Genomic DNA, 19,082 nt, shown 5'->3' with positions numbered 1-19,082 from the left:
CGCGCCGGCCCGGTGGGCCCGATCCGGCGAGCCCCACCCGACGACCGCCGCTGTACGTCTGATCGCAGCCCGGCATTCACCTCGGCGCCGTTCACGGCCCCTAGCGTCACCGTGCGCGCACGTCGCAGTCGGCACGAGTGAGCAGGTGGTCATGCCATCCACACCCGAGGTCAGCGTGGTCATCCCCACCTTCGCCCGCCCGGCGTTGGTGACCCGCGCGGTCCGCAGCGCGCTCGCGCAGACCGTCACCGACATCGAGGTGATCGTCGTGGTCGACGGTCCCGACGAGGCGACCGGCAAGGCCCTCGCCGAGATCGGTGATCCCCGGCTGCGCGTGGTGGAGCTGCCCGGCAAGGGTGGCGCGCCAAACGCCCGCAACACAGGCGTACGGGAGGCGCTCGCCCCCTGGACCGCCCTGCTCGACGACGACGACGAGTGGCTGCCCACCAAGCTCGCCGTCCAGCTCGAGCTGGCCCGCAGCGCGACGGTGCGCAGCCCGATCATCGCCAGCCGGCTGGTCAACAGGACGCCCCGGGCGCAGTTCGTGATGCCCCGGCGACTGCCGGAGCCGGGCGAGCCGATCTGCGAGTACCTCACCCTTCGGCGCGGACTGTTCCACGGCGACGGGTTCATTCAGACCTCGACCATCATGGCGCCGACCGAGCTGCTGCGCCGGGTGCCGTTCACCGTCGGTCTGCGCCGGCAGCAGGAACTGGACTGGACCGTACGCGCGATCAGTCACCCCGATGTCGAGTTGCTCATCGCCGCCGAACCGCTCGTGCTCTGGCACCAGGACGAGGACCGGCCACGGATCAGCCTCAGCTCGCCGTGGGAGGCGCAGTTGGAGTGGCTGCGCGGCATCCGGCCGCTGATCACCCCTCGGGCGTACGCGGCGATCACGATGAGCATCATCAGCTCGATGGCCGCGCCCACGCGCAGTTTCCGGGTCTTCCGGCTGCTGCTCGCCGAGGCCCGCCGGCACGGTCGGCCGGGTGTCGTCGACTACCTGACCTTCCTCCAGATCTGGCTGCTCCCACCGCAGCTACGGCACCGGGTCCGCGACCTGATCCTCGGTCGTGGCCGCAGTGGTGGCCGGGCCAGGGCAGACGACCCGGTGGCTGTCGGCGGGTCCGGGGCCGACATCGCCTTCCCGGTCGACACCGCGACCGAGCAGCGGGCCGGGACGGCGGAGATCGGGGCCGATGTCCGGCGATAGAGTCGCCGTGATCTGGCGCAGCTGCCTGTTACCCGGCTCGGAAACCTTCATCCGCAACCAGGGCGACGCGTTGCCCACCTGGCGCCCGCTCTATCTGGGTGCCGTCCGGGTGCCCTCACCACTGTCCCGGGACAGTGACGTGGTGCTGTGCCCGGACACGCCGCGTGGCCGCCGCGAGTGGCTGCGGTTGCGGCTCACCGGCGGCTCGCCCCGGCTGCGGCGGCTGCTGGCCCGGCTACGGCCCGACGTGGTGCACGCCCACTTCGGCGGGGACGGCTGGTTGGTCAGCCGTACCGCCGCCCAGCTGGGCATCCCGCTTGTCGTCACCCTGCACGGTCTCGACGTCACCCGGCAGGCGGCGGCACCCGGACCACGCGGCACCCGGCACCGCCGCAACCTACGGACCGTGTTCGGCCGGGCCGCGCTGATCCTGGCCGTCTCCGGGGCGATCCGGGACCGGGCGGTGGAGCTGGGTGCGGACCCGGCGAAGATCCGCGTACATCACACCGGAGTGCCGATGCCGCCGGCGCCGGCGACCGGGCCGAAGGCGTGGGACGTCGTGTTCGTGGGGCGGTTCGTCGAGAAGAAGGGGGTCGAGGATCTCGTCGAGGCGCTTGGCATGCTGGCGGAGCCGCGACCCCGCGTGCTGCTCGTCGGCACCGGGCCACTGCACGACCGGGTACGTCGCCGCGCCGAACAGCTGGGCGTGGCCGCCACGTTCGCCGGTGCGCTGGCACCGTCCGAGGTGATGCGACACATCGCCGAGGCCCGGATCCTCGCGGCACCGTCGCGTACCGCCTCGGACGGCGACACGGAGGGCCTGCCCACCACGATCCTGGAGGCGTTCAGTCTCGGCGTGCCTGTCGTGTCCACGTACCACAGTGGAATCCCCGAGGCGGTCAGCCACGAGTCGAACGGCCTGCTCTGCGCGGAAGGCGACCGGCCGGCCCTGGCGGCCAACCTCCGCCGCCTGCTCACCGACGCCTCGCTGCGCGACCAGCTCGGCAAGGCCGCACGGCACCGCGCCGAGACCGACTTCGACCTGCACCACCAGACCCGCCGCCTCGAATCCCTCTACGACTCCCTCCTTCCCCCACCCTGACCGGGTGGGGTCAGTCGGTGGGGCGGAGGCGGCGGACGGCGGAACGGGCGGTGCGGCGGGCGGTGCGGGCACCGGCCAGCAGCAGGCGGCCGGCCCGTGCGGTGGGGGTGCCGTGCAGCAGTGAGACGATCCGGCGCAACCGTTTCAGCTCATCGTCGCGCTCGGTGAGGGTCCGTTCGTACCATCCCTGAAGCGCCCGTGCCTCGGCCAGCTCGCGGGTCAACCGGTCCCGGTCCACGAGCAGTTCCCGCCACCCGCCGGCAGCGGCGCCACCGTCGTCGCCGGCCGACTGCCCAGGTTCCCGTCCGGCCATCATTGTCAGCATGGCGGCCAGCTCACCGGTGGGCCAGAGGTCGGCGAGGCCGACGTCGATCAGCCGAGACGCCAGCCGCCGCAGCGCCAGCGTCGGCTCGGTGGCCTCGGCCAGCCCGTGCCAGGTGCCGGCCGGGGTGACCACCACCGCGTCCGCCGGCATCCCCGCCTCCGCACCGGACTGCCAGGTGGTGAGCAGCGCCCGCACTGCCGGCAGATCCCGGCGCAACGCCGCAGCCACCACCAGATCCTCGACGGTACGCCCCGGCGGAACGGCCTCGCCGTCGGCGAACCGCCACCCGCCCGCCGGATCCCGGCGCACCTCGCGGAGCCGGCCGCGCTGCACCAGCGATGCCGCAGACGGTGCCGCCACGGTCTGGGCGGCCTCGACCGGGCGGGCGGATGCGGCGGGATGCTCCGCCTGGGTCAGCGGATCCGGCAGGCGCTCACCGAGCAGCATCCAGGCCGGCGCGAGTTCGACGGCGAACCCGTTCCGCACGGCGGATCCGGCCAACCGGGCCGGGTCGGCCAACAACGGCGCGGCCGGTGCCGGGCCATCGCCTTCGGCAGGCGTCGCGCCCCCACCGTCGCTAACGACGGCCCGGTCGCTGAGGACGGCTTGTAGGAACCCGGTCAGGTCCGGATCGGCGAGCAGGTCCGTACCGAGCAGGGCGGTGGGCGCGAGCGGGGACGGGAAAGCCGCCCAGGTGCCGCCGACCCGCAGACCCGACGCCGCGAACCGGGCCCGCAGCCGGGCCGGACCGGTCGGCCGGGTGTCGTCGTACTCGCCCAGGGCCGCCCAGTCGGAGTCGGTGCTCGTCGGCGACGTCGCCAGCAACCGGTGCGCCCCCAGCGGATTCTCGACCCCGAGCAGCAGCCGACCGCCGGGCCGCAGCACCGACACCAGCAGGTCGAACGCTTCGCCCCAGGACAGTTGGGCACCCTCGACCGACGCGAGGCGGTCCAGCCCGGCCAGGGCGACAACCGTGTCGTACGGGCGCGTGCCGGCGAGTTTCTCGGGGCCACCGCAGCAGACCCGCACCCCGGGGCGGTCGGCGTAGCGGGCGGCCAGCGACTCGGCGTCCGGCAGTCCCCGCACCAGCACGGTCAGGTCGGTCGGGGGCAGCGCGTCGAGCAGGTGCGGATGGTGTGGCCCCGCCACCAGCGTGCGGCCGGACGCGACGGACAGCAGGGCGGCCAGTCCCAGCCCGCGTACCGGGCCCGGGCCGTGCGCACCGTCAGGATCCGACCAGGCGAGCATCTCGCCGCCGAGCAGGTGCACCGCAGCCGGGTCGCTCATCGACAAACCTCCATGCCGTGCCGGTCGGCGGGTTCGGGCCAGCGGAACAGCCGGCGCAGCTCGGCCGGGGGCAGCAGCCGGTCGGCACCCAGCTCGGCGACGGCCAGGGCGCGGGCTGCCGTCAGGTCGACCTGCGGGCCGTGCAGATCCGACCACTGCCTGCGGATCCGCGGCTGGCCGCCCCAGATCGGCACCTCGCCGGCCAGGTGCATCGGGTCGCCGTAGACGGCCGGTTCGCAGCCGGCCAGGATGCCGTAGAAGACCGCGCTGCACAGCCGGTTCGAGGCGACCCGGCGGTGTCGGCGCAGCTCGGCCAGTTGCCGGTGGAGGAAGCCCGGGTCGAGGTCCCGCCACCGGCCGCCCCGGTAGCCGTGGCAGACGACCCGGAAACCGGCCCGCTCGTAATGCTGGCGCACCCGGGTCGACAGGTACTCCTGCCAGTAGAGGCAGACGGTCACCGGGCCCGGTTCGACGGCCCGGATCTCGTCGATGAGCCGGCCGTGGTCACCGACGACCTGTTGCCCCTCCCAGCCGTGGAAGGGGTACCAGATCGTTCCCTCCCGCTGGGGCGGACCGTCCGGTTCCAGCGCCAGCAGGTACGCCCACGGGGCACCGACCACGTACGTCTGTCGGCGGCCGAGGGACCACGCCCGCCGCCGGGTCCGCTCCGACCAGAGGAACAGCGGTACGCCCGGCACGAACTCGTGGTCGTAGGCCATCCCGTCGCCGATGTTCCAACCGTGCTGGAGGTAGCCGTGGATGCGGGGCGGATCCCGGTCGTCGAGCCCGCAGTAGCGGGCCAGCACGTGGGAGTGCCCGTAGTAATGGTTGGCGTGGTGCACGGTGGCGGGCGCCCCTGGTCGTGGTGCCGGGTCACGGCGTGACGGGTGGAGGCGGAGCCTAACCGGCCCGTCTGAACACCCTGCCACGCCGAGATGTCCGCCCGGTGTGCCATGCGCGATACAGATGGAGCCCCCGGCCGGGATCGAACCGGCGACATCCCGCTTACAAGGCGGGTGCTCTGGCCAGCTGAGCTACAGGGGCGTTGTGTCGTGGCCAGCATAGCGACAGGCGTCCGGTTTTCCTGCTCGGCATGGCTCCCGAGCATGGGAAACGTCAACAACCCGACGTGTGGGCGTCGATTCGTGTCCGAGCGTGCCCGAGTGACCGGAATGCGAATGCTTCGGAAGTACCGGGCCGCCGCGAACCTTGGCATTGCGGCGAAAGCCGTTTACCGTGCAGTGACACGGCCGACACGGGCTCGCCCCGCGCCGGCCGTGGCGCCGGTACGGGCATCCGTGCCGGTTGCTCCTTCACTCGGATCGTCCGGCACGTTCCTGCCGGTGAAAGGAAGCGTCCCCTCATGGCTACGGTGACCTACTCGAAGGCGTCCCGGATCTATCCGGGCACCGAACGCCCCGCGGTCAACCAGCTCGACCTCCAGATCGGCGACGGCGAGTTCCTCGTCCTCGTCGGCCCCTCCGGTTGTGGTAAGTCCACGAGCCTGCGCATGCTCGCCGGCCTGGAGGATGTCGACGACGGCGCGATCTACATCGACGACCGGGACGTCACCCACCTGCCGCCGAAGGCTCGCGACATCGCGATGGTCTTCCAGAACTACGCCCTCTACCCGCACATGACGGTGTACGAGAACATGGCGTTCGCGCTCAAGCTGCGCAAGACCTCCAAGTCGGAGATCGACCGTCGGGTCAAGGAGGCGGCGGCGCTGCTCCAGCTGGAGGAGTACCTCAGCCGTAAGCCCAAGGCGCTCTCCGGCGGTCAGCGCCAGCGGGTCGCGATGGGCCGGGCCATCGTCCGGGAGCCGCAGGTCTTCCTGATGGACGAGCCGCTGTCGAACCTCGACGCCAAGCTGCGGGTGCAGACCCGTACGCAGATCGCGTCGCTTCAGGCCAAGCTCGGCATCACCACCGTCTACGTCACCCACGACCAGGTCGAGGCCATGACCATGGGTCACCGGGTGGCGGTCATGCTCGACGGTGTGCTCCAGCAGGTCGACACCCCGCGGACGCTCTACGACACCCCGGCCAACGTCTTCGTCGCCGGCTTCATCGGCTCGCCCGCCATGAACATCAAGACCGTCCCGTTCAGCGAGCAGGGTGCGGCGTTCGCCGAGATGCTCATTCCGCTGACCCGCGAGCAGGCCGAGGCAGCCAACTCCGAGGGCGGTAACGGCAAGGTGACAGTGGGCTTCCGTCCGGAGGACTGCGACATCGTCAGCCCGACCGAGGGCGGCATGCCGGTCGTGGTCGAGCTGGTCGAGGACCTGGGCTCCGACGCCAACGTCTACGGCCACGCGGCGCTCGACGGCGCCTCCGAGCGGTTCGTGGTCCGTACCGACCGGCGGACCATGCCGAACATGGGCGACACGATCTTCGTGAAGCCGCGTACCGGCCAGAGCCACGTCTTCCACGCCGCCACCGGGCAGCGCATCTGACGTAGCAACAGTGAAGGGGCGGTCCGCCGATGGCGGGCCGCCCCTTTCGCGTACGCTCTCCGGATCCTCAGCCCTCGACGGCCCGGCGGCGCGCCACCTCGGCCAGGGTCACCGCGGCGGCCACGCTCGCGTTCAGCGACTCCACCTCGGAGATCATCGGGATGCTGACGGTGAGGTCACAGGTCTGCCCGACCAGGCGGGACAGTCCCCGCCCCTCGGAGCCGACCACCACGACCAGCGGACCGACGGCGGCCTCCAGGTCGTACAGATCCGTCTCCCCGTCGGCGTCCAGGCCGACCACGACGAACCCGGCGTCCCGGCAGGCCTTCAGCGACCGGGTCAGGTTCGTCACCTGGGCCACCGGCACCCGGGCCGCCGCACCCGCGCTGGTCCGCCAGGCGGTGGCGGTGATCCCCGCCGCCCGCCGCTCCGGCACGAAGACGCCCTGCGCGCCGAACGCCGCGGCCGACCGGATCACCGCGCCGAGGTTGCGCGGATCGGTGACCCCGTCCAGCGCCACCAGCAGCGGTGCCGGTTGTTCCAGTGCGGCGGCGACCAGGTCGTCGAACGACTCGTAGGCGAATGGTGGCACCTGGAGGCCGACGCCCTGGTGCAGCACGCCCCCGGTCATCCGGTCCAGCTCGGCCCGGCTGACCTCAAGGATCGCGATGCCCCGGTCGGCGGCGGTACGGATGATCTCCTTGACCCGGTCGTCGACGTCGATGCCCTGTGCCGTGTAGAGCGCGGTCGCCGGGACCTGGGTACGTAGCGCCTCCAGCACCGGGTTACGGCCTACCAGCAGCTCCGGGGTGTCCTTGGCCGGGTTGGACTTGCGGCCCGGCGCGACCCGGGGTCCGCTGCGTCCGGCGGGCTGCTTGCCCCGGGCCGGCTTCGCGGTGGCCGCACCCCGACCGCCACCCTTGCCCCAGGTGGTGTCCTTGCTGCCCGGTTGGCCGATCTTCGGGGCGCGCCCCTCCTCGGCGGCTGCCCGGCGCTCCTTCTCCTGCTTCCAGGCGGTGCGCTGGGGCAGCTTCTCGGTGCCGGAGTATGCCTTGTGCCAGGGTCGCTCGTCGGCCGGCAACGTCCGGCCGCGCCCGGCGAGGGAGTCCCGGTTCTTGCCGCCGGATCCCTTCGGGGCACTGGCCTTCGACGCCACTCGCCGGCCACGGCGCTGTGAATTGCCGGCCATCAGTCATGCTCTCCAATAGTCCAACGCGGCCCCTGTGGGGTGTCCTCGACCACCACTCCGGCCCGCTTGAGTTGATCCCGCAGCGCGTCGGCGGCTGCCCAGTCCTTGCGGACCCGGGCCTGCGCGCGCTGTTCCAGTGCCAGGGCGATCAGGGAGTCCACCACGCCCCGGAGGTCGCTCGCCCGGGCTCCGCCGGTCCACGCCGGGTCGAGAGGGTCGACTCCGAGGATATCCAGCATCGCGCGGACGCTGGCGAGCGCGGTGCGGACCGTCACATCGTCACCGCCGGCAAGCGCGTTGTTGCCGTCCCGCAGCACCTCGTGCAGCGCCGCCAGCGCGGCCGAGGTGTTCAGGTCGTCGTCCATCGCCGCGACGAACGCGGCGGGCAGCTCGCCGGCACCGCCGGCACCCACCCGTTCCACGGCCCGCGTCACGAATCCCTCGATCCGCCGGTAGGCGACTGCCGCCTCGCGCAACGCCTCCTCGGAGTAGTCGATCCGCGAACGGTAGTGCGCGGCCACGTAGTAGTAGCGCAGCTCGACGGGGCGCACCCCGAGCGAGGCGACGTAGGCCAGATCGAGCGCGTTCCCCAGCGACTTGCCCATCTTCGCCCCACCGATGCTGAGCAGCCCGTGGTGCACCCAGTACCTGGCGAAGGGCAGGCCGGCGGCCTGGGACTGGGCCAGCTCGTTCTCGTGGTGCGGGAAGGTCAGGTCGAGCCCACCGCCGTGGATGTCGAACTCGGGGCCCAGGTAGCGCCAGCACATCGCCGAGCACTCGATGTGCCAGCCGGGTCGGCCCCGCCCCCACGGCGACGGCCAGTAGGCGTCCGCCGGCTCGTCCGGCTTGGCGCCCTTCCAGAGGGCGAAGTCACGCGGGTCGCGCTTACCGCGCTCGGGAGCTTCGCAGGCGGACTGCATGTCCTCGGGCGACTGGTTGGACAACGCCCCGTACGACGGCCAGGAAGCCACGTCGAAGTACACGTCAGCCGAGCCGTCGGTGGCCGGATAGGCGTGCCCCCGCTCGATCAACTGCGCGATCAGATCGTGCATCTCGGGAATGTGACCGGTGGCCCGTGGTTCGTACGTGGGCGGCAGCACGTTCAACGCCCGGTACGCCTCGGCGAGTTTCACCTCGTTGGCGTACGCGATCGACCAGAACGGCCGCTGCTGCTCCTGCGCCTTGACCAGGATCTTGTCGTCGATGTCTGTCACGTTGCGAATGAAGGTGACCTGGAAACCGGCGGCCGACAGCCACCGACGCATCACGTCGTAGTTGACGCCGGAGCGAAGATGGCCGATGTGGGGCGGTGCCTGAAGGGTGAGACCACACAGGTAGACCCCCACCTTGCCGGCTTCCCGCGGGACGAAGTCCCGCACCGATCGGGTGGCGGTGTCATACAGGCGTAGCGTCACCGTACAAGGGTAGCCGTCCGCTGTTGCCTGGTCGGTCGGAGCCTGGTAGCACCCTGCCGCTCGGCACCTGCCGATGGCCACCCCGGGGCCCGTACGCTGCTGGTCGTGAGCACTCCACCGCCGCCCGGCGCCACCCCGCCACCGGCGCTGCCCGTTGGGCCGGTGCCGGACGGACCGCCCCCGGGCCCGTCGAAACCCGACCGGCCGTCGCCGGGCGGGTCGGTGCGTGACCGGTCGATGCCTGAGTGGCCGATGCCGGGCGGGGAGGCGTCACAGACGTTGGACCGGGGTCTACGGTTGCTGCACCTGGTGGCGGACGTCCCCGGCGGCCTGACAGTCACCGAGGCCGCGAGCCGGTTGGGCATCGGTCGGGCCGCCGTCTACCGGCTGATCGGGCCGCTGGCCGGGCACGGGATGCTGCGCCGTGACGCCGACGGCCGGCTGCGCCTCGGCATCGGGGTGCTCCACCTGGCCCGGCGGGCCCAGCCGCTGCTCGCCGAGGGTGCGCTGCCCGCGCTGCGGCGGCTCGCCGAACAGGCCGGAGCCACCGCCCACCTGACTGTGGTGGAGGGTGGTGAGGGGGTCGCGCTGGCCGTGGTCGAGCCGAGTTGGACGTCGTTCCACGTCGCGTACCGGACCGGGGCCCGGCACCCGCTGGAGCGCGGTGCCGCCGGGCGGGCCATCCTGGCCGGTCGGGCGGGCGACGCCGGCCCGGTGAGCACCGCAGGTGAGTTGCAACCCGGAGCGTACGGGGTGGCCGCACCGGTGATCGGGGTGCCCGGCCTGGAGGCGAGCGTCGGGGTGGTGGCCCTGGCACCGCTGGACGCCGAGGCGACAGGTGCGCAGGTGCTGGCCGCCGCCACCGCCATCGCCACCGCCCTGACCTGACCTGCCGCCGGTGCCGTGGCGGGTGGGGCGGCTGTCGCCGATTGCGGCAAGTTGGGCTCAAAATCCGGCTTGAAAGCCCAACGTGCCGCAAACCGAGGTGACTCCCGCCGCGCAGGCGACACCGCAGCGGCCACAGGCGGTCAGGCCGGTTCACCTGGGCTCGGGCAAGGCCAATAGCACATTCGGCAGGGGTCGGAGTGGTTATCCACAGGGGACGGCCGGCGCTCTGCCTGCGGTTGTCCACAGGGGCTGCCGAGGAGGCCCCGCGCCACGCAGGCTCTCGTTCATGCCTGCTCATGCATACCGACCGAGGGCCCTGGCCTGGCAGGTCTTCCGTGGCTCGGACGCCGTACGCCAATGCCTGCTCACCGCCCACCAGCTCCGCAGTTCCGCCTGGGTGCGGTTACGGCGCGACATCTACGCCGATGCCCGGCTTGACCGCGATCACGAGCTGGCCTGCCGGGCCGTGGCGTTGCAGCTGCCGGTCGCGGCGGCGTTCGCCGGCCCGTCGGCGGCGTACCTGCACGGGATCGAACATGCCGCCGGCTTCGCCGACAGTGTGCACGTGCTCGCGCCGGCTCCGGCCGGGCTGCGCAGTCAACGTGGCCTCCAGGTGCACACGATCAGCCGGGAGCCGTTGGCCCGGGAGAACCGCCCGGGCACGCTGCCCCGCACCGACCTGACCCGGGCAGCGTGGGAGAGCGCCGTCTGGCTGGAGCCGGCCCGCGCGATAGGCATAGTCGACGCCCTTCTCGGCCGAGGACTCACCTCCCGAGCAGCTCTCGCCCAGGTCGCGGCGCTCAACGACAGCCGGCCCGGCTTCCGCCGGGCGAGTTGGCTGTTCGACCTGGCCGAACCGGCGGCTCAGTCGCCGGCCGAGTCCCAGCTACGCATCAGGTTGGTGCTGGCTGGTCTGCCTCGACCAGTGGTTCAGCACCCGGTGCGGGTGTCCGGCGGTCTGGTTCTGCACCCCGACCTCGCCTGGCCCGAGTTCCGGGTGGCTGTGGAGTATGACGGGCACTGGCATTCGGACCGCGAGCAACTCCATCGGGACCGACAGCGCCTCAACCGTCTCGTCGGTGCCGGCTGGCTGGTACTGCACGTGACCAGCCGCCGACTCCATCAGGATTTCCCGGGGATCGTCCGGGAGACCCGCGGTGCGCTGTCGGGGCGCGGGTGGCGTCGGTGACGCCCGACCGGGTCGAGGGATGCCAGCCCGGTTCGCCAGACCGCCGATCAGGACGCGTGATGGCCGGGCTGAGAGGTTCCAGCCCGGCCATCACATTGCTGATCAGGACGTGTGCGTCCTGGCCCGGTTACCGGCCGGGCTTGACCGTCACCGCCGCGTACGCGTCGATGATTCCGTGGCCGTAGAAGCCGTTGAAGCTGCGCGAGCCGTCGCAGTAGGCGTCGAACTCAGCCGGCCGGCCTTCGTTGACGTAGCTCACCAGGCGAGGCTCCGGGCAGGCCCGCTCGGCAGCCGTCCGGAGGAGCTGCCGCTCGACCAGATCCGGCGCCATGCCGTAACCGCTGCGGCCCTGCTGCTTGCCGTAGCGGCTCACGATGAGCGCGGCCACCCCGGAGGCGTGCGGTGCCGCCATCGAGGTGCCCTGGAGGTAGGTGTAGTACCCGCACTCTCCGTTGGCCTTGCACTCCTTGAACACGAAGGTCTCGGCGCCGGCCACGATGTTGCCGTCCGCGTCGACCGCGCCTTCCTCCTGGAGGACCTTCTTCGGGTAGGTGGAGAGGATCATGTTGGCGTCGGTACGGAACGTGTCAGTGCCGAAGCCGTCGCGGAACCAGCCACCGGGCGCGGCGACAGCCGTCTGCTCGGTGCCGTAGTTGGAGTAGTCCGCCTTCTTACCGGAGGGACCGACGGCGGAGACGCTGATGACGTGCGGCCCTTCGGTGGGCAGGTCCCAGCAGCTGTCGTTGTCGATCTCGCGCGGGTACGGCGCGACGTCACCGTAGTTCGGGCTGGAGACGTCGGTACGCGGGTCGCCCAGGTCCTCGTGGTTGTTGCCGAGCGCGCCGACCAGGGTGACGCCCCGGTTGTGGGCGAAGGTCAGCGCCCGCTTCATGGCCCTGATGGTGGCCCGCTGCGCGGCCTGAGCCTCCGGCGAGTCGGCCGGGTTGGCGGTGCAGTTGTAGAGCCACGGGTCGACGTAGAACGACATGTTGACCACGTCGAGGCCCGACCTGCCCGCGTGCAGCAGTGCGTTGACCACCGGGTTGAGGAAGAAGTAGCCGGAGTCCTGGCCGCCCTTGAGGTTCACCAGGGACACCTTGGGGGCCACGCCGGAGAGACCGAAACCGTTCGCGGCGGCGCCGATGGTGCCGGCGACGTGGGTACCGTGACCGCCGTCGTCGGTGCCGGCCGGGTCGAGGCAGCTCGCCACCTCGCACTCGCCGTCGATCTCCGGGATGTCGGGCGCGAAGTTGCGCGACAGCGCCCAGTTGAAGTTCGGCGCGATGTCGGGGTGGCTGGCGTCGACGCCGGTGTCGAGGACGCCGACGGTGACCCGGCGGTCGCCGGGCTCCACCTTGCGCGCCTTGTCGGCCCGGATCATCTCCAGACCCCAGAGCTTGTCGTCCAGCGGGTCGAGCTTCTTGCCCCGGTGCTTACCGGCGCCCTTGGCGGCCGCCGCGGCCAGCAGGTTCTCCTGCTCGACGCGGTCGAGACGCGGTTTGCGTCCGATCGCCTTCTCCTCCGCCGCACCGATCAGGGCGGCGGCGGAGGTCGCCTTCGTCGCGAAGTCGGCCCGGTCGGTCGTCACCTGGTACACACCGACCTCGTCGCTGCGGGACACCACGGTCCCGCCAGCCGACCGGATCGCGGCGATCGCCGCGTCGGCGGAGACGCCGTCCTCGGCGACCACGGTGAAGGTCCGCAGGTCCGACGGCTCGGCGCTGGCCGGCACACCCAGACCTGTCACCGTGAGTGTCAGTGCCGCCGCGGTCGCGACGACGCCGACGGTGAAGCGCTTGCTCACCACATTGAATCCTCTCGTTGAGGGGCTGGCGTCATCAGACATCAACGCGTGAGGTTTCGCCAGAGTGGCGTCGGATTCGCGCCTGAAGATCCGCTTCGCCGGAAAGAGCAGCCAGCGCGGTGGGCAGCTCGGCAAGCGTCGAGACCACGGCGTCCACCACAGTGGTCAGCATGCCGCCAGCCTGTCACCGCAGGGCCGGCTCCGCCGTCTCCGGTCGGGTGGGCGCGACGGGGCTGCGCAGTTCGTCGAGGCGGACCAGCGCGACACCCGCGACGATCAGCAGTCCGCCGAACAGTTGCACCACTGTCGGCAGCTCCCCAAGTACCAGCCAGGCGATCAGCACCGCGAACATCACCTCGGTCAGCCCGACGAACGAGGCCAGCCGGGAACCGAGGGTCCGTACCGCGGCGATCCCGGCCAGATAGGCGACCACGGCGGCCACCAGCGTCAGGCCGGCGATCGGCACCAGCCAACTGGTCTCCATGCCGGCGAACTGCACGGTGTCGAAGGTGGCCCGCAGCGGGAGTGCCCCGGTCAGGCCGAGCAGCAGCAGCACGCCGGCACCTGCGGCCATCCCGCCGCTGGCCATCACCATCGACGGCAGGGCCGGGTCGACCCGGCCGGCGAGCACGAAGTACCCGGCCAGCCCGACCGCCGCGCCGAGCCCCCAGAGCACGCCGACCAGGTCGAGTCGACCCGCGCCGGTCAGGTCGAGCACGAAGACCAGGCCGGCCAGGGCCGCTGCCGAGCCGGCGACGGTCAGCCGACGGGGGCGCTGGCCCTGCACCAGCCAGGTCCAGCCGACGACGAGGACGATGCCCAGGTACTCCAGCAGCAGCGCGACGCCGACCGGCAGGTAGCGCACCGCGTTGAAGAAGCACGCCTGGGCGACCGCGACGCCGAGCAGCCCGAAGACGCCGATCGAGGCGAGGTTCCGGCGCAGCACCTGCCACCGGCCGCGCAGGACGAGCATGGCGGGCACCGCCAGGACCAGGGCGGCGATGCCGACCCGGGCGATGACCACCGCCTCGGCCGACCAGCCGTCGTCGATCAGGGACCGGGCGAAGGTGCCCGAGGTGGCGAAGGTGATCGCGGAGAGCAACGCCAGCGCGAGGCCGGTACCCGCGGCGGACGGTTGACGCATGGGCTCTCCTTGGCACGACTGCCCGCCATGGGCAAAAATAGGTTACGCCGATGACGCTAGACCCGGGCCACGACAGGAGTCAAGTTGCTTTTCGCCCATGACACCGAGTGTTCGCTCATCGCTACCGCCGCGCTTGTGAACACCGCCGGTTCCGACGGAGAGACACTTCCGGACGTCGCCGCCCTCGACGCCTTCTACAACGTCCACTCCTACAGTGGTCGGCACGAACACACAGATGCCGAACTACGGGCGGTACGCGCGCTACGCCCCCGGCTACGCCGGATCTGGTACGCCGAGGTCGACGAGATCGTCTCGATCGTCAACGCCCTGCTCCGCGAACACCGGGCGCTGCCCCAGCTCATCACCCACGACACCGAGCCGTACCACCTGCACGCCGTACCCCGGGACGCCCCGCTGGCCACCCGGATGGCTGTCGAGGCGGCGATGGCGATCGCCGACGTGGTACGCGGTGGCGAACTGCGCCGGCTGCGCATCTGCGACCACCCAGACTGCGACAACGTGCTCGTCGACCTCTCCAAGAACCGTTCCCGCCGGTTCTGCGAGGCCGGCTGCGGCAACCGGGCCGCGGTCAGCGCCTACCGCGCCCGCAAGGCCGCCGCCCGCTCCTGACACCAACCTCCGCGCCGGGCGAGGTGGTCACGTCACGCGCGGCGGTGCCGCGACAAAGACCCGCCAGGCGTACGCCTCGAAGAGCAGCACCGGCCCAGCCGGGTCCTTACTGTCCCGCACCCCCACCGCCCCGGAGAGACCGACAGCCACCTCAACACACTGGTCGTTTGACCCACTACGGCGACTCTTTCGCCAGCGTGCGCCGGTCAACTCCATGTTTCCGCCAGTTCCTTCAGCAGCTCGATCGACTCCTGCGGGGGCTGCGCCACGGCGAGAGTAGCCTCCCAGGTCCGTTGCAGCCGCATGAGATCTGCCGCACCGTCCAACTCCTGCCCGCCGATCTGCCCTCCGAGGAAGGCAACTTCCACACCTCCGGCCAGGCTGGCAAGTATGAACGGACCGTTCAGGCCCGGATACTCCTCAGCCGACGTAGGCACGACCTGGATTCGGAGGTGGGGGTGCTCGCCAGCAAGGCGGACGAGGTGCAGCACCTGCTCACGCATGACTTTCCGACCACCGACCCGTCGCCGCAAGACCGACTCGTCCAGCACGGCCGCGATTCGAGGTGATCTTTCGGCGTAAAGCACCTGTTGGCTATTCAGCCGGTCAGCCAGCCGCCGTTCGATCTCCCCGGGATCCAGCAGCGGGTCAGACTCGAAGACCGCCCGCGCATACGCTTCCGTCTGCAGCAGGCCGGGCACATGGAGCGGCTCGAACCAGCGCAGGGCCCATGATTCCGCCAGGATGGCGCGCCAGCCGCGCTGCCAGACCTGGGCTTTGTCGAGGGCTACCAGGTCGGTGAGCATGCGACCGAAGATGCCGCCGGTGTCGAGGGCCTTGTCGAACAGGTCCAGGTACTTCGAGGTGGGCGGCTGTTGACCCAGTTCCACAGCGCTGACCATCGACGGCGAGTAGTTGACGGCCCTGGCCAACTCCTCCTGACTCCATGCCCGCCGGATGCGTGCCCGGCGCAGCTCCGCCACCAGGAACGCCGCCGCCGTCGGTTGCCCACCTGCCATCTCCAGCCGCCCTCCAGGAGCCGGTAGGTCCGACTCCAACGCCTCGCCATCGACGACCCGGCCTCGCCACAGTGGGTCTCGGACAGCACGGACAAATACTTCCGACGGTAGCGGTGTGTTCAGCAGACTGTGCAGCACGACGCTCGCCGCTCATCCCCCGAGTGCGGCGTCGAGGTGGGACCGCCCGCTCCCCCGGCCGGGCGGTCCCGCCGCCGGGGCGATGACGCGAACGACTCAGCTCGACAGGAAGGCTGCGCCATGTCCCGAGCCGCCCGGTGGACCGGTTCTCCCGGTACGTCCCGATCGCCGAACCAACCACCCTGGGCACCGCAGCGACCACACCTGCCGTTGCGGCCACTCTGGCTCTGCCGGGTCTGCGCCGCGCCGTGGCCCTGCGCCGACGCGCGGCTCGCCCTCGTCGCCGAGTACGCCGACGACCGGATCGCGCTCAGCATCTACCTCTGTGCGGTGCTGCACGAGGCTGCCGCCGACCTCTACCGACTGAACCCGCAGGGCGGTCCGGATCCAGCGGCCCTCTTCGCCCGCTTCCTGGCCTGGACGCCCAGGCACCGCACGCCGGACGCCTGATCAGGTCAACCGCCATCAGCGTGGCCGGCGGACTGATCGACTCGCGTTGCGGCATCTCGGCCTATCCCGGCTGCTGATGACCGCAAGATGCCGCATCCGGAGTCGATCAAGCCGGGCCCTGCACCCAGACCGGGCAGACGCGGGGCGGGTAGACGCGGGCGGACAGGCGCGGGGGCGGCGGGGACGGGTCAGGGGTGGGTCATGCGGAGCAGGTCGAGTGCCTCGTCCAACTGGGTCTCGGAGAGCTTGCCGGAGTCGACGTGGCCCCGCGAGATCACCACCTCCTTGATGGAGATCTGCTTCTCCAGCGCTTCCTTCGCGATCGAGGCGGCCTCGTCGTACCCGAGGTGACGGTTCAACGGGGTGACGATCGACGGCGAGCCCTCGGCGTACGACAGGCAGACCTCGGCGTCCGCGACCAGGCCGACCACGCACCGGTCGGCGAGCAGCCGGCTCGACGCGGCGATCAACCGGATCGACTCCAGCAGGTTGCGACCCATCACCGGGAGCATGACGTTCAGCTCGAAGTCGCCCTGCGAGCCGGCGAAGGCCACCGTCGCGTCGTTGCCGACCACCTGCGCGCAGACCTGCCGGACGGCCTCGCAGACCACCGGGTTGACCTTGCCGGGCATGATCGACGAACCCGGCTGGAGGTCCGGAATGCGCAGTTCCCGCAGGCCGGCGCGGGGGCCGGAACCCATCCAACGGATGTCGTTGGCGATCTTGTAAAGCCCGACCGCGACGGTGCGCAGCTGCCCAGACGTCTCGACCAGGGCGTCCCGGGCGCCCTGCGCCTCGAAATGGTTGCGCGCCTCGGTCAACGGCAGCCCGGTCGAGGCACGCAGCTTCTCGATCACCCGGGCGGCGAAGCCGAGCGGGGTGTTGATGCCGGTGCCGACCGCCGTACCGCCCAGCGGCAGCTCGGCCAGCCGGGGCAACGCGCCCTGGAGGCGTTCGATGCCGTAGCGGACCTGGGCGGCGTACCCGCCGAACTCCTGCCCGAGCGTCACCGGGGTGGCGTCCATCAGATGCGTACGCCCGGCCTTCACGACGGTCTCGAACTCCGCCGACTTCGCCTCCAGCGCGGCGGCCAGGTGGTCCAGCGCCGGCAGCAGATCCCGTACGACGGCCTCGGTGGCCGCCAGATGGATGGACGAGGGGAAGACGTCGTTGCTGGACTGCGAGGCGTTGACGTCGTCGTTGGGGTGAACGCCGCTACCCAGCTCCCGCCCGGCCAGGGTGGCGATCACCTCGTTCGTGTTCATGTTTGACGACGTGCCGGAGCCGGTCTGGAACACGTCCACCGGGAACTGGTCGTCGTACCCGCCGTCGGCCACGTGCGCCGCGGCTGCGGCGATCGCCGCGGCAACGTTCGCGTCGATCACCCCCAGGTCGCCGTTGACCTCGGCCGCAGCGCCCTTGATCTGGGCCAGCGCCCGGATCTGGGCCGGCTCGATACCCCGGCCGGAGATCGGGAAGTTCTGCACCGCCCGCTGCGTCTGGGCCCGCCACAGCGCCTCGGCGGGCACCTCCACCTCGCCCATCGAGTCACGTTCGATCCGGTAACCCGCCGCCTCTGGAGTCGTCACGCACCCCATCCTGCCGGGACCAAGAGCTAATCGCAGGGTGGCTCGGCAGAAAACGGGCGCTCGGCGAGAAACTTCGGTACCCGGCTCCGCTCCCGCATCCAATTGGCAAAACCGGGGACGATCCACCCCGCCAGCTCAAGCACGGTGTCTTGGTCAGCCGCCAGGTGCCGCCGGTAGATCGGTTCGTGGTGGGCGATCCGGTTCCGGAGCAGTCGAAGAGTGTTCAAGCGGGGGTGCAGCCTCGCCCTGGTTCCGCTGTACCCAGGGAACGCTCGGCGGAGGCCAGGCCGCCAGAGCGACATCTCGTAGTTGCAGTCGCCACCGGCGCTCAGCAATGCAACCCAGAAACCAAACGGCAAGGCTGCCACCACATGACCCGGGCTGCCGCTGGCACCTCTGCGCCCCATCTCAGCAGACGCCTTAGCGATCATGTCGTTTGCAGGAGGGGTGAAGTCAAATCGCGACGCCAACCACCAGTCCTCCCGCCCGCCCATCACCCTCAGCTGTTCATGAAGGGCGTTACGCAACACCACCTCGAAGTGCCCGAGCACCTCGAAAAACGCAGCGGACACAGCCGTGTTCCACTCGTAGAGTTGGATTCCTTCGGCGAGCCCGCCTCCGGCCGCCTTGACGTACGGCTCAAGCCGACCTGCCGAGAGTGCCCTCTCCAGCGCCACGATGTCGGCCATCACAGTCGCCCTTCTCGTCGTTCTGAGGTAAAGTTCGTGCGTACGCCCCGGATGTTGCCTCTGCTTGCAAGCAACCCGGGGCATTGCTTTGACAGGGAACAGTCAGGACTGCCGCTCAGACCGACCGGTGCCGGAGGCTCTGCAACGGGGCACCCGTCGCGGCGACGAAGAAGAACCCCCAGCCATTGCGGTGCGGGCTTACGGCCGGGTTGTAGTGCTGAACGATCTCCCGCGCGGCCTGACTGGGCGTCCGAAAGGAACGGCCGGTCAGCGGACCTGATGTGATCTCAATTCGTCCGGGCCCGGGCACGAACATCCCATAGGTGCGGTGGCCTGCGTAATCGGCGTAGACCCGCACCGAGGCCGGCTCATCACCGTTCGACGCAGCCTGCTCCGGCGCTGCAGCCGCTTGCGCTTGTTCCACGAGGCGAGCGACCAACTGCCCCTTCGTCATGCCGGTGATGCCCGCCGCGAAAGTCAGGTACCTGTCAGTCGCGTCGTCAATTTCGATTTGTGGCATGTGCCCCTCCTGCTCATACAGGAGAGTACGTTC

Annotated in this window: 19 protein-coding genes and 1 tRNA gene; 7 read left to right on the top strand and 13 right to left on the bottom strand. The window is 70.9% G+C overall.

Features of this window, described 5'->3' with window-relative positions; genetic code table 11:
* The first annotated feature begins 151 nt into the window (after positions 1-151).
* Complete coding sequence (locus Van01_RS03295) at positions 152-1,216, top strand: glycosyltransferase family 2 protein (protein ID WP_239098828.1); 1,065 nt, start codon at positions 152-154, stop codon at positions 1,214-1,216.
* A complete protein-coding gene (locus Van01_RS03290; RefSeq protein WP_204000546.1) occupies positions 1,203-2,318 on the top strand; it encodes a glycosyltransferase in 1,116 nt (371 codons plus the stop codon). The genes Van01_RS03295 and Van01_RS03290 overlap by 14 nt, the downstream gene beginning before the upstream one ends.
* A 10-nt stretch (positions 2,319-2,328) precedes the next feature.
* Here the strand turns inward: Van01_RS03290 and Van01_RS03285 are convergent, their stop codons facing one another.
* The 3 genes from Van01_RS03285 to Van01_RS03275 all read right to left on the bottom strand — a co-directional run bounded on the left by Van01_RS03285 (position 2,329) and on the right by Van01_RS03275 (position 4,974).
* Positions 2,329-3,930: a hypothetical protein gene (locus tag Van01_RS03285; protein ID WP_203999486.1), complete on the bottom strand. Its 1,602-nt coding sequence runs from the start codon at positions 3,928-3,930 to the stop codon at positions 2,329-2,331.
* Entirely contained in the window at positions 3,927-4,772 is an 846-nt protein-coding gene (locus Van01_RS03280; RefSeq protein ID WP_203999483.1) for a hypothetical protein, read from the bottom strand. Before Van01_RS03280 ends, Van01_RS03285 begins: the two co-directional genes overlap by 4 nt.
* A 125-nt stretch (positions 4,773-4,897) precedes the next feature.
* A tRNA-Thr gene (locus tag Van01_RS03275) sits at positions 4,898-4,974 on the bottom strand.
* Positions 4,975-5,293: 319 nt separating this feature from the next.
* Here Van01_RS03275 and Van01_RS03270 point away from each other — a divergent pair.
* Entirely contained in the window at positions 5,294-6,385 is a 1,092-nt protein-coding gene (locus Van01_RS03270; protein ID WP_203999468.1) for an ABC transporter ATP-binding protein, read from the top strand.
* A gap of 67 nt (positions 6,386-6,452) precedes the next feature.
* On the opposite strand, the gene rlmB is transcribed toward Van01_RS03270, so the two are convergent.
* Positions 6,453-7,574, bottom strand: a complete 1,122-nt coding sequence (gene rlmB, locus Van01_RS03265) for a 23S rRNA (guanosine(2251)-2'-O)-methyltransferase RlmB (protein WP_203999465.1) — start codon at positions 7,572-7,574, stop codon at positions 6,453-6,455.
* The gene (gene cysS / locus Van01_RS03260) at positions 7,574-8,989 is read right to left on the bottom strand and encodes a cysteine--tRNA ligase (RefSeq protein ID WP_203999462.1); all 1,416 of its coding nucleotides are present in this window, start codon (positions 8,987-8,989) and stop codon (positions 7,574-7,576) included. The genes rlmB and cysS overlap by 1 nt, the downstream gene beginning before the upstream one ends.
* A 237-nt stretch (positions 8,990-9,226) precedes the next feature.
* Between cysS and Van01_RS03255 the strand changes: the two genes are divergently transcribed.
* Together Van01_RS03255 and Van01_RS03250 are read left to right on the top strand one after the other, a co-directional pair.
* The gene (locus tag Van01_RS03255; protein ID WP_239098847.1) at positions 9,227-9,877 is read left to right on the top strand and encodes an IclR family transcriptional regulator; all 651 of its coding nucleotides are present in this window, start codon (positions 9,227-9,229) and stop codon (positions 9,875-9,877) included.
* A gap of 286 nt (positions 9,878-10,163) precedes the next feature.
* The gene (locus Van01_RS03250) at positions 10,164-11,066 is read left to right on the top strand and encodes an endonuclease domain-containing protein (protein WP_203999458.1); all 903 of its coding nucleotides are present in this window, start codon (positions 10,164-10,166) and stop codon (positions 11,064-11,066) included.
* Positions 11,067-11,193: 127 nt separating this feature from the next.
* Here the strand turns inward: Van01_RS03250 and Van01_RS03245 are convergent, their stop codons facing one another.
* From Van01_RS03245 to Van01_RS03235, 3 genes are read right to left on the bottom strand one after another with little or no spacing between them, the layout of a single operon-like run.
* A complete protein-coding gene (locus Van01_RS03245) occupies positions 11,194-12,870 on the bottom strand; it encodes a S8 family serine peptidase (RefSeq protein WP_203999455.1) in 1,677 nt (558 codons plus the stop codon).
* Positions 12,871-12,904: 34 nt separating this feature from the next.
* Positions 12,905-13,042, bottom strand: coding sequence for a hypothetical protein (locus Van01_RS03240; protein ID WP_203999452.1), 138 nt, complete (start codon positions 13,040-13,042; stop codon positions 12,905-12,907).
* Between the two features lie 12 nt (positions 13,043-13,054).
* Entirely contained in the window at positions 13,055-14,014 is a 960-nt protein-coding gene (locus tag Van01_RS03235; RefSeq protein WP_203999449.1) for an EamA family transporter, read from the bottom strand.
* 84 nt (positions 14,015-14,098) lie between these two features.
* On the opposite strand from Van01_RS03235, the gene Van01_RS03230 reads away from it, so the two are divergent.
* Positions 14,099-14,644, top strand: coding sequence for a CGNR zinc finger domain-containing protein (locus tag Van01_RS03230; protein WP_203999446.1), 546 nt, complete (start codon positions 14,099-14,101; stop codon positions 14,642-14,644).
* 27 nt (positions 14,645-14,671) lie between these two features.
* On the opposite strand, the gene Van01_RS03225 is transcribed toward Van01_RS03230, so the two are convergent.
* Together Van01_RS03225 and Van01_RS03220 are read right to left on the bottom strand one after the other, a co-directional pair.
* Entirely contained in the window at positions 14,672-14,860 is a 189-nt protein-coding gene (locus Van01_RS03225; protein WP_203999443.1) for a DUF397 domain-containing protein, read from the bottom strand.
* Positions 14,851-15,663: a helix-turn-helix domain-containing protein gene (locus Van01_RS03220; RefSeq protein WP_203999440.1), complete on the bottom strand. Its 813-nt coding sequence runs from the start codon at positions 15,661-15,663 to the stop codon at positions 14,851-14,853. The genes Van01_RS03225 and Van01_RS03220 overlap by 10 nt, the downstream gene beginning before the upstream one ends.
* A gap of 258 nt (positions 15,664-15,921) precedes the next feature.
* Between Van01_RS03220 and Van01_RS03215 the strand changes: the two genes are divergently transcribed.
* Entirely contained in the window at positions 15,922-16,251 is a 330-nt protein-coding gene (locus Van01_RS03215) for a hypothetical protein (RefSeq protein ID WP_203999437.1), read from the top strand.
* Positions 16,252-16,439: 188 nt separating this feature from the next.
* Here the strand turns inward: Van01_RS03215 and Van01_RS03210 are convergent, their stop codons facing one another.
* From Van01_RS03210 to Van01_RS03200, 3 genes are all read right to left on the bottom strand, one after another.
* Positions 16,440-17,849, bottom strand: coding sequence for a class II fumarate hydratase (locus tag Van01_RS03210; protein ID WP_203999434.1), 1,410 nt, complete (start codon positions 17,847-17,849; stop codon positions 16,440-16,442).
* Between the two features lie 17 nt (positions 17,850-17,866).
* Entirely contained in the window at positions 17,867-18,529 is a 663-nt protein-coding gene (locus Van01_RS03205; protein ID WP_203999431.1) for an Abi family protein, read from the bottom strand.
* A gap of 115 nt (positions 18,530-18,644) precedes the next feature.
* Positions 18,645-19,049, bottom strand: a complete 405-nt coding sequence (locus Van01_RS03200; RefSeq protein ID WP_203999417.1) for a hypothetical protein — start codon at positions 19,047-19,049, stop codon at positions 18,645-18,647.
* Between the last annotated feature and the right edge of the window lie 33 nt (positions 19,050-19,082).

The sequence above is a fragment of the Micromonospora andamanensis genome (assembly GCF_016863495.1).
Taxonomy (GTDB): Bacteria; Actinomycetota; Actinomycetes; order Mycobacteriales; family Micromonosporaceae; genus Micromonospora; species Micromonospora andamanensis.
This window is presented reverse-complemented; position numbering and strand designations above follow the sequence as displayed.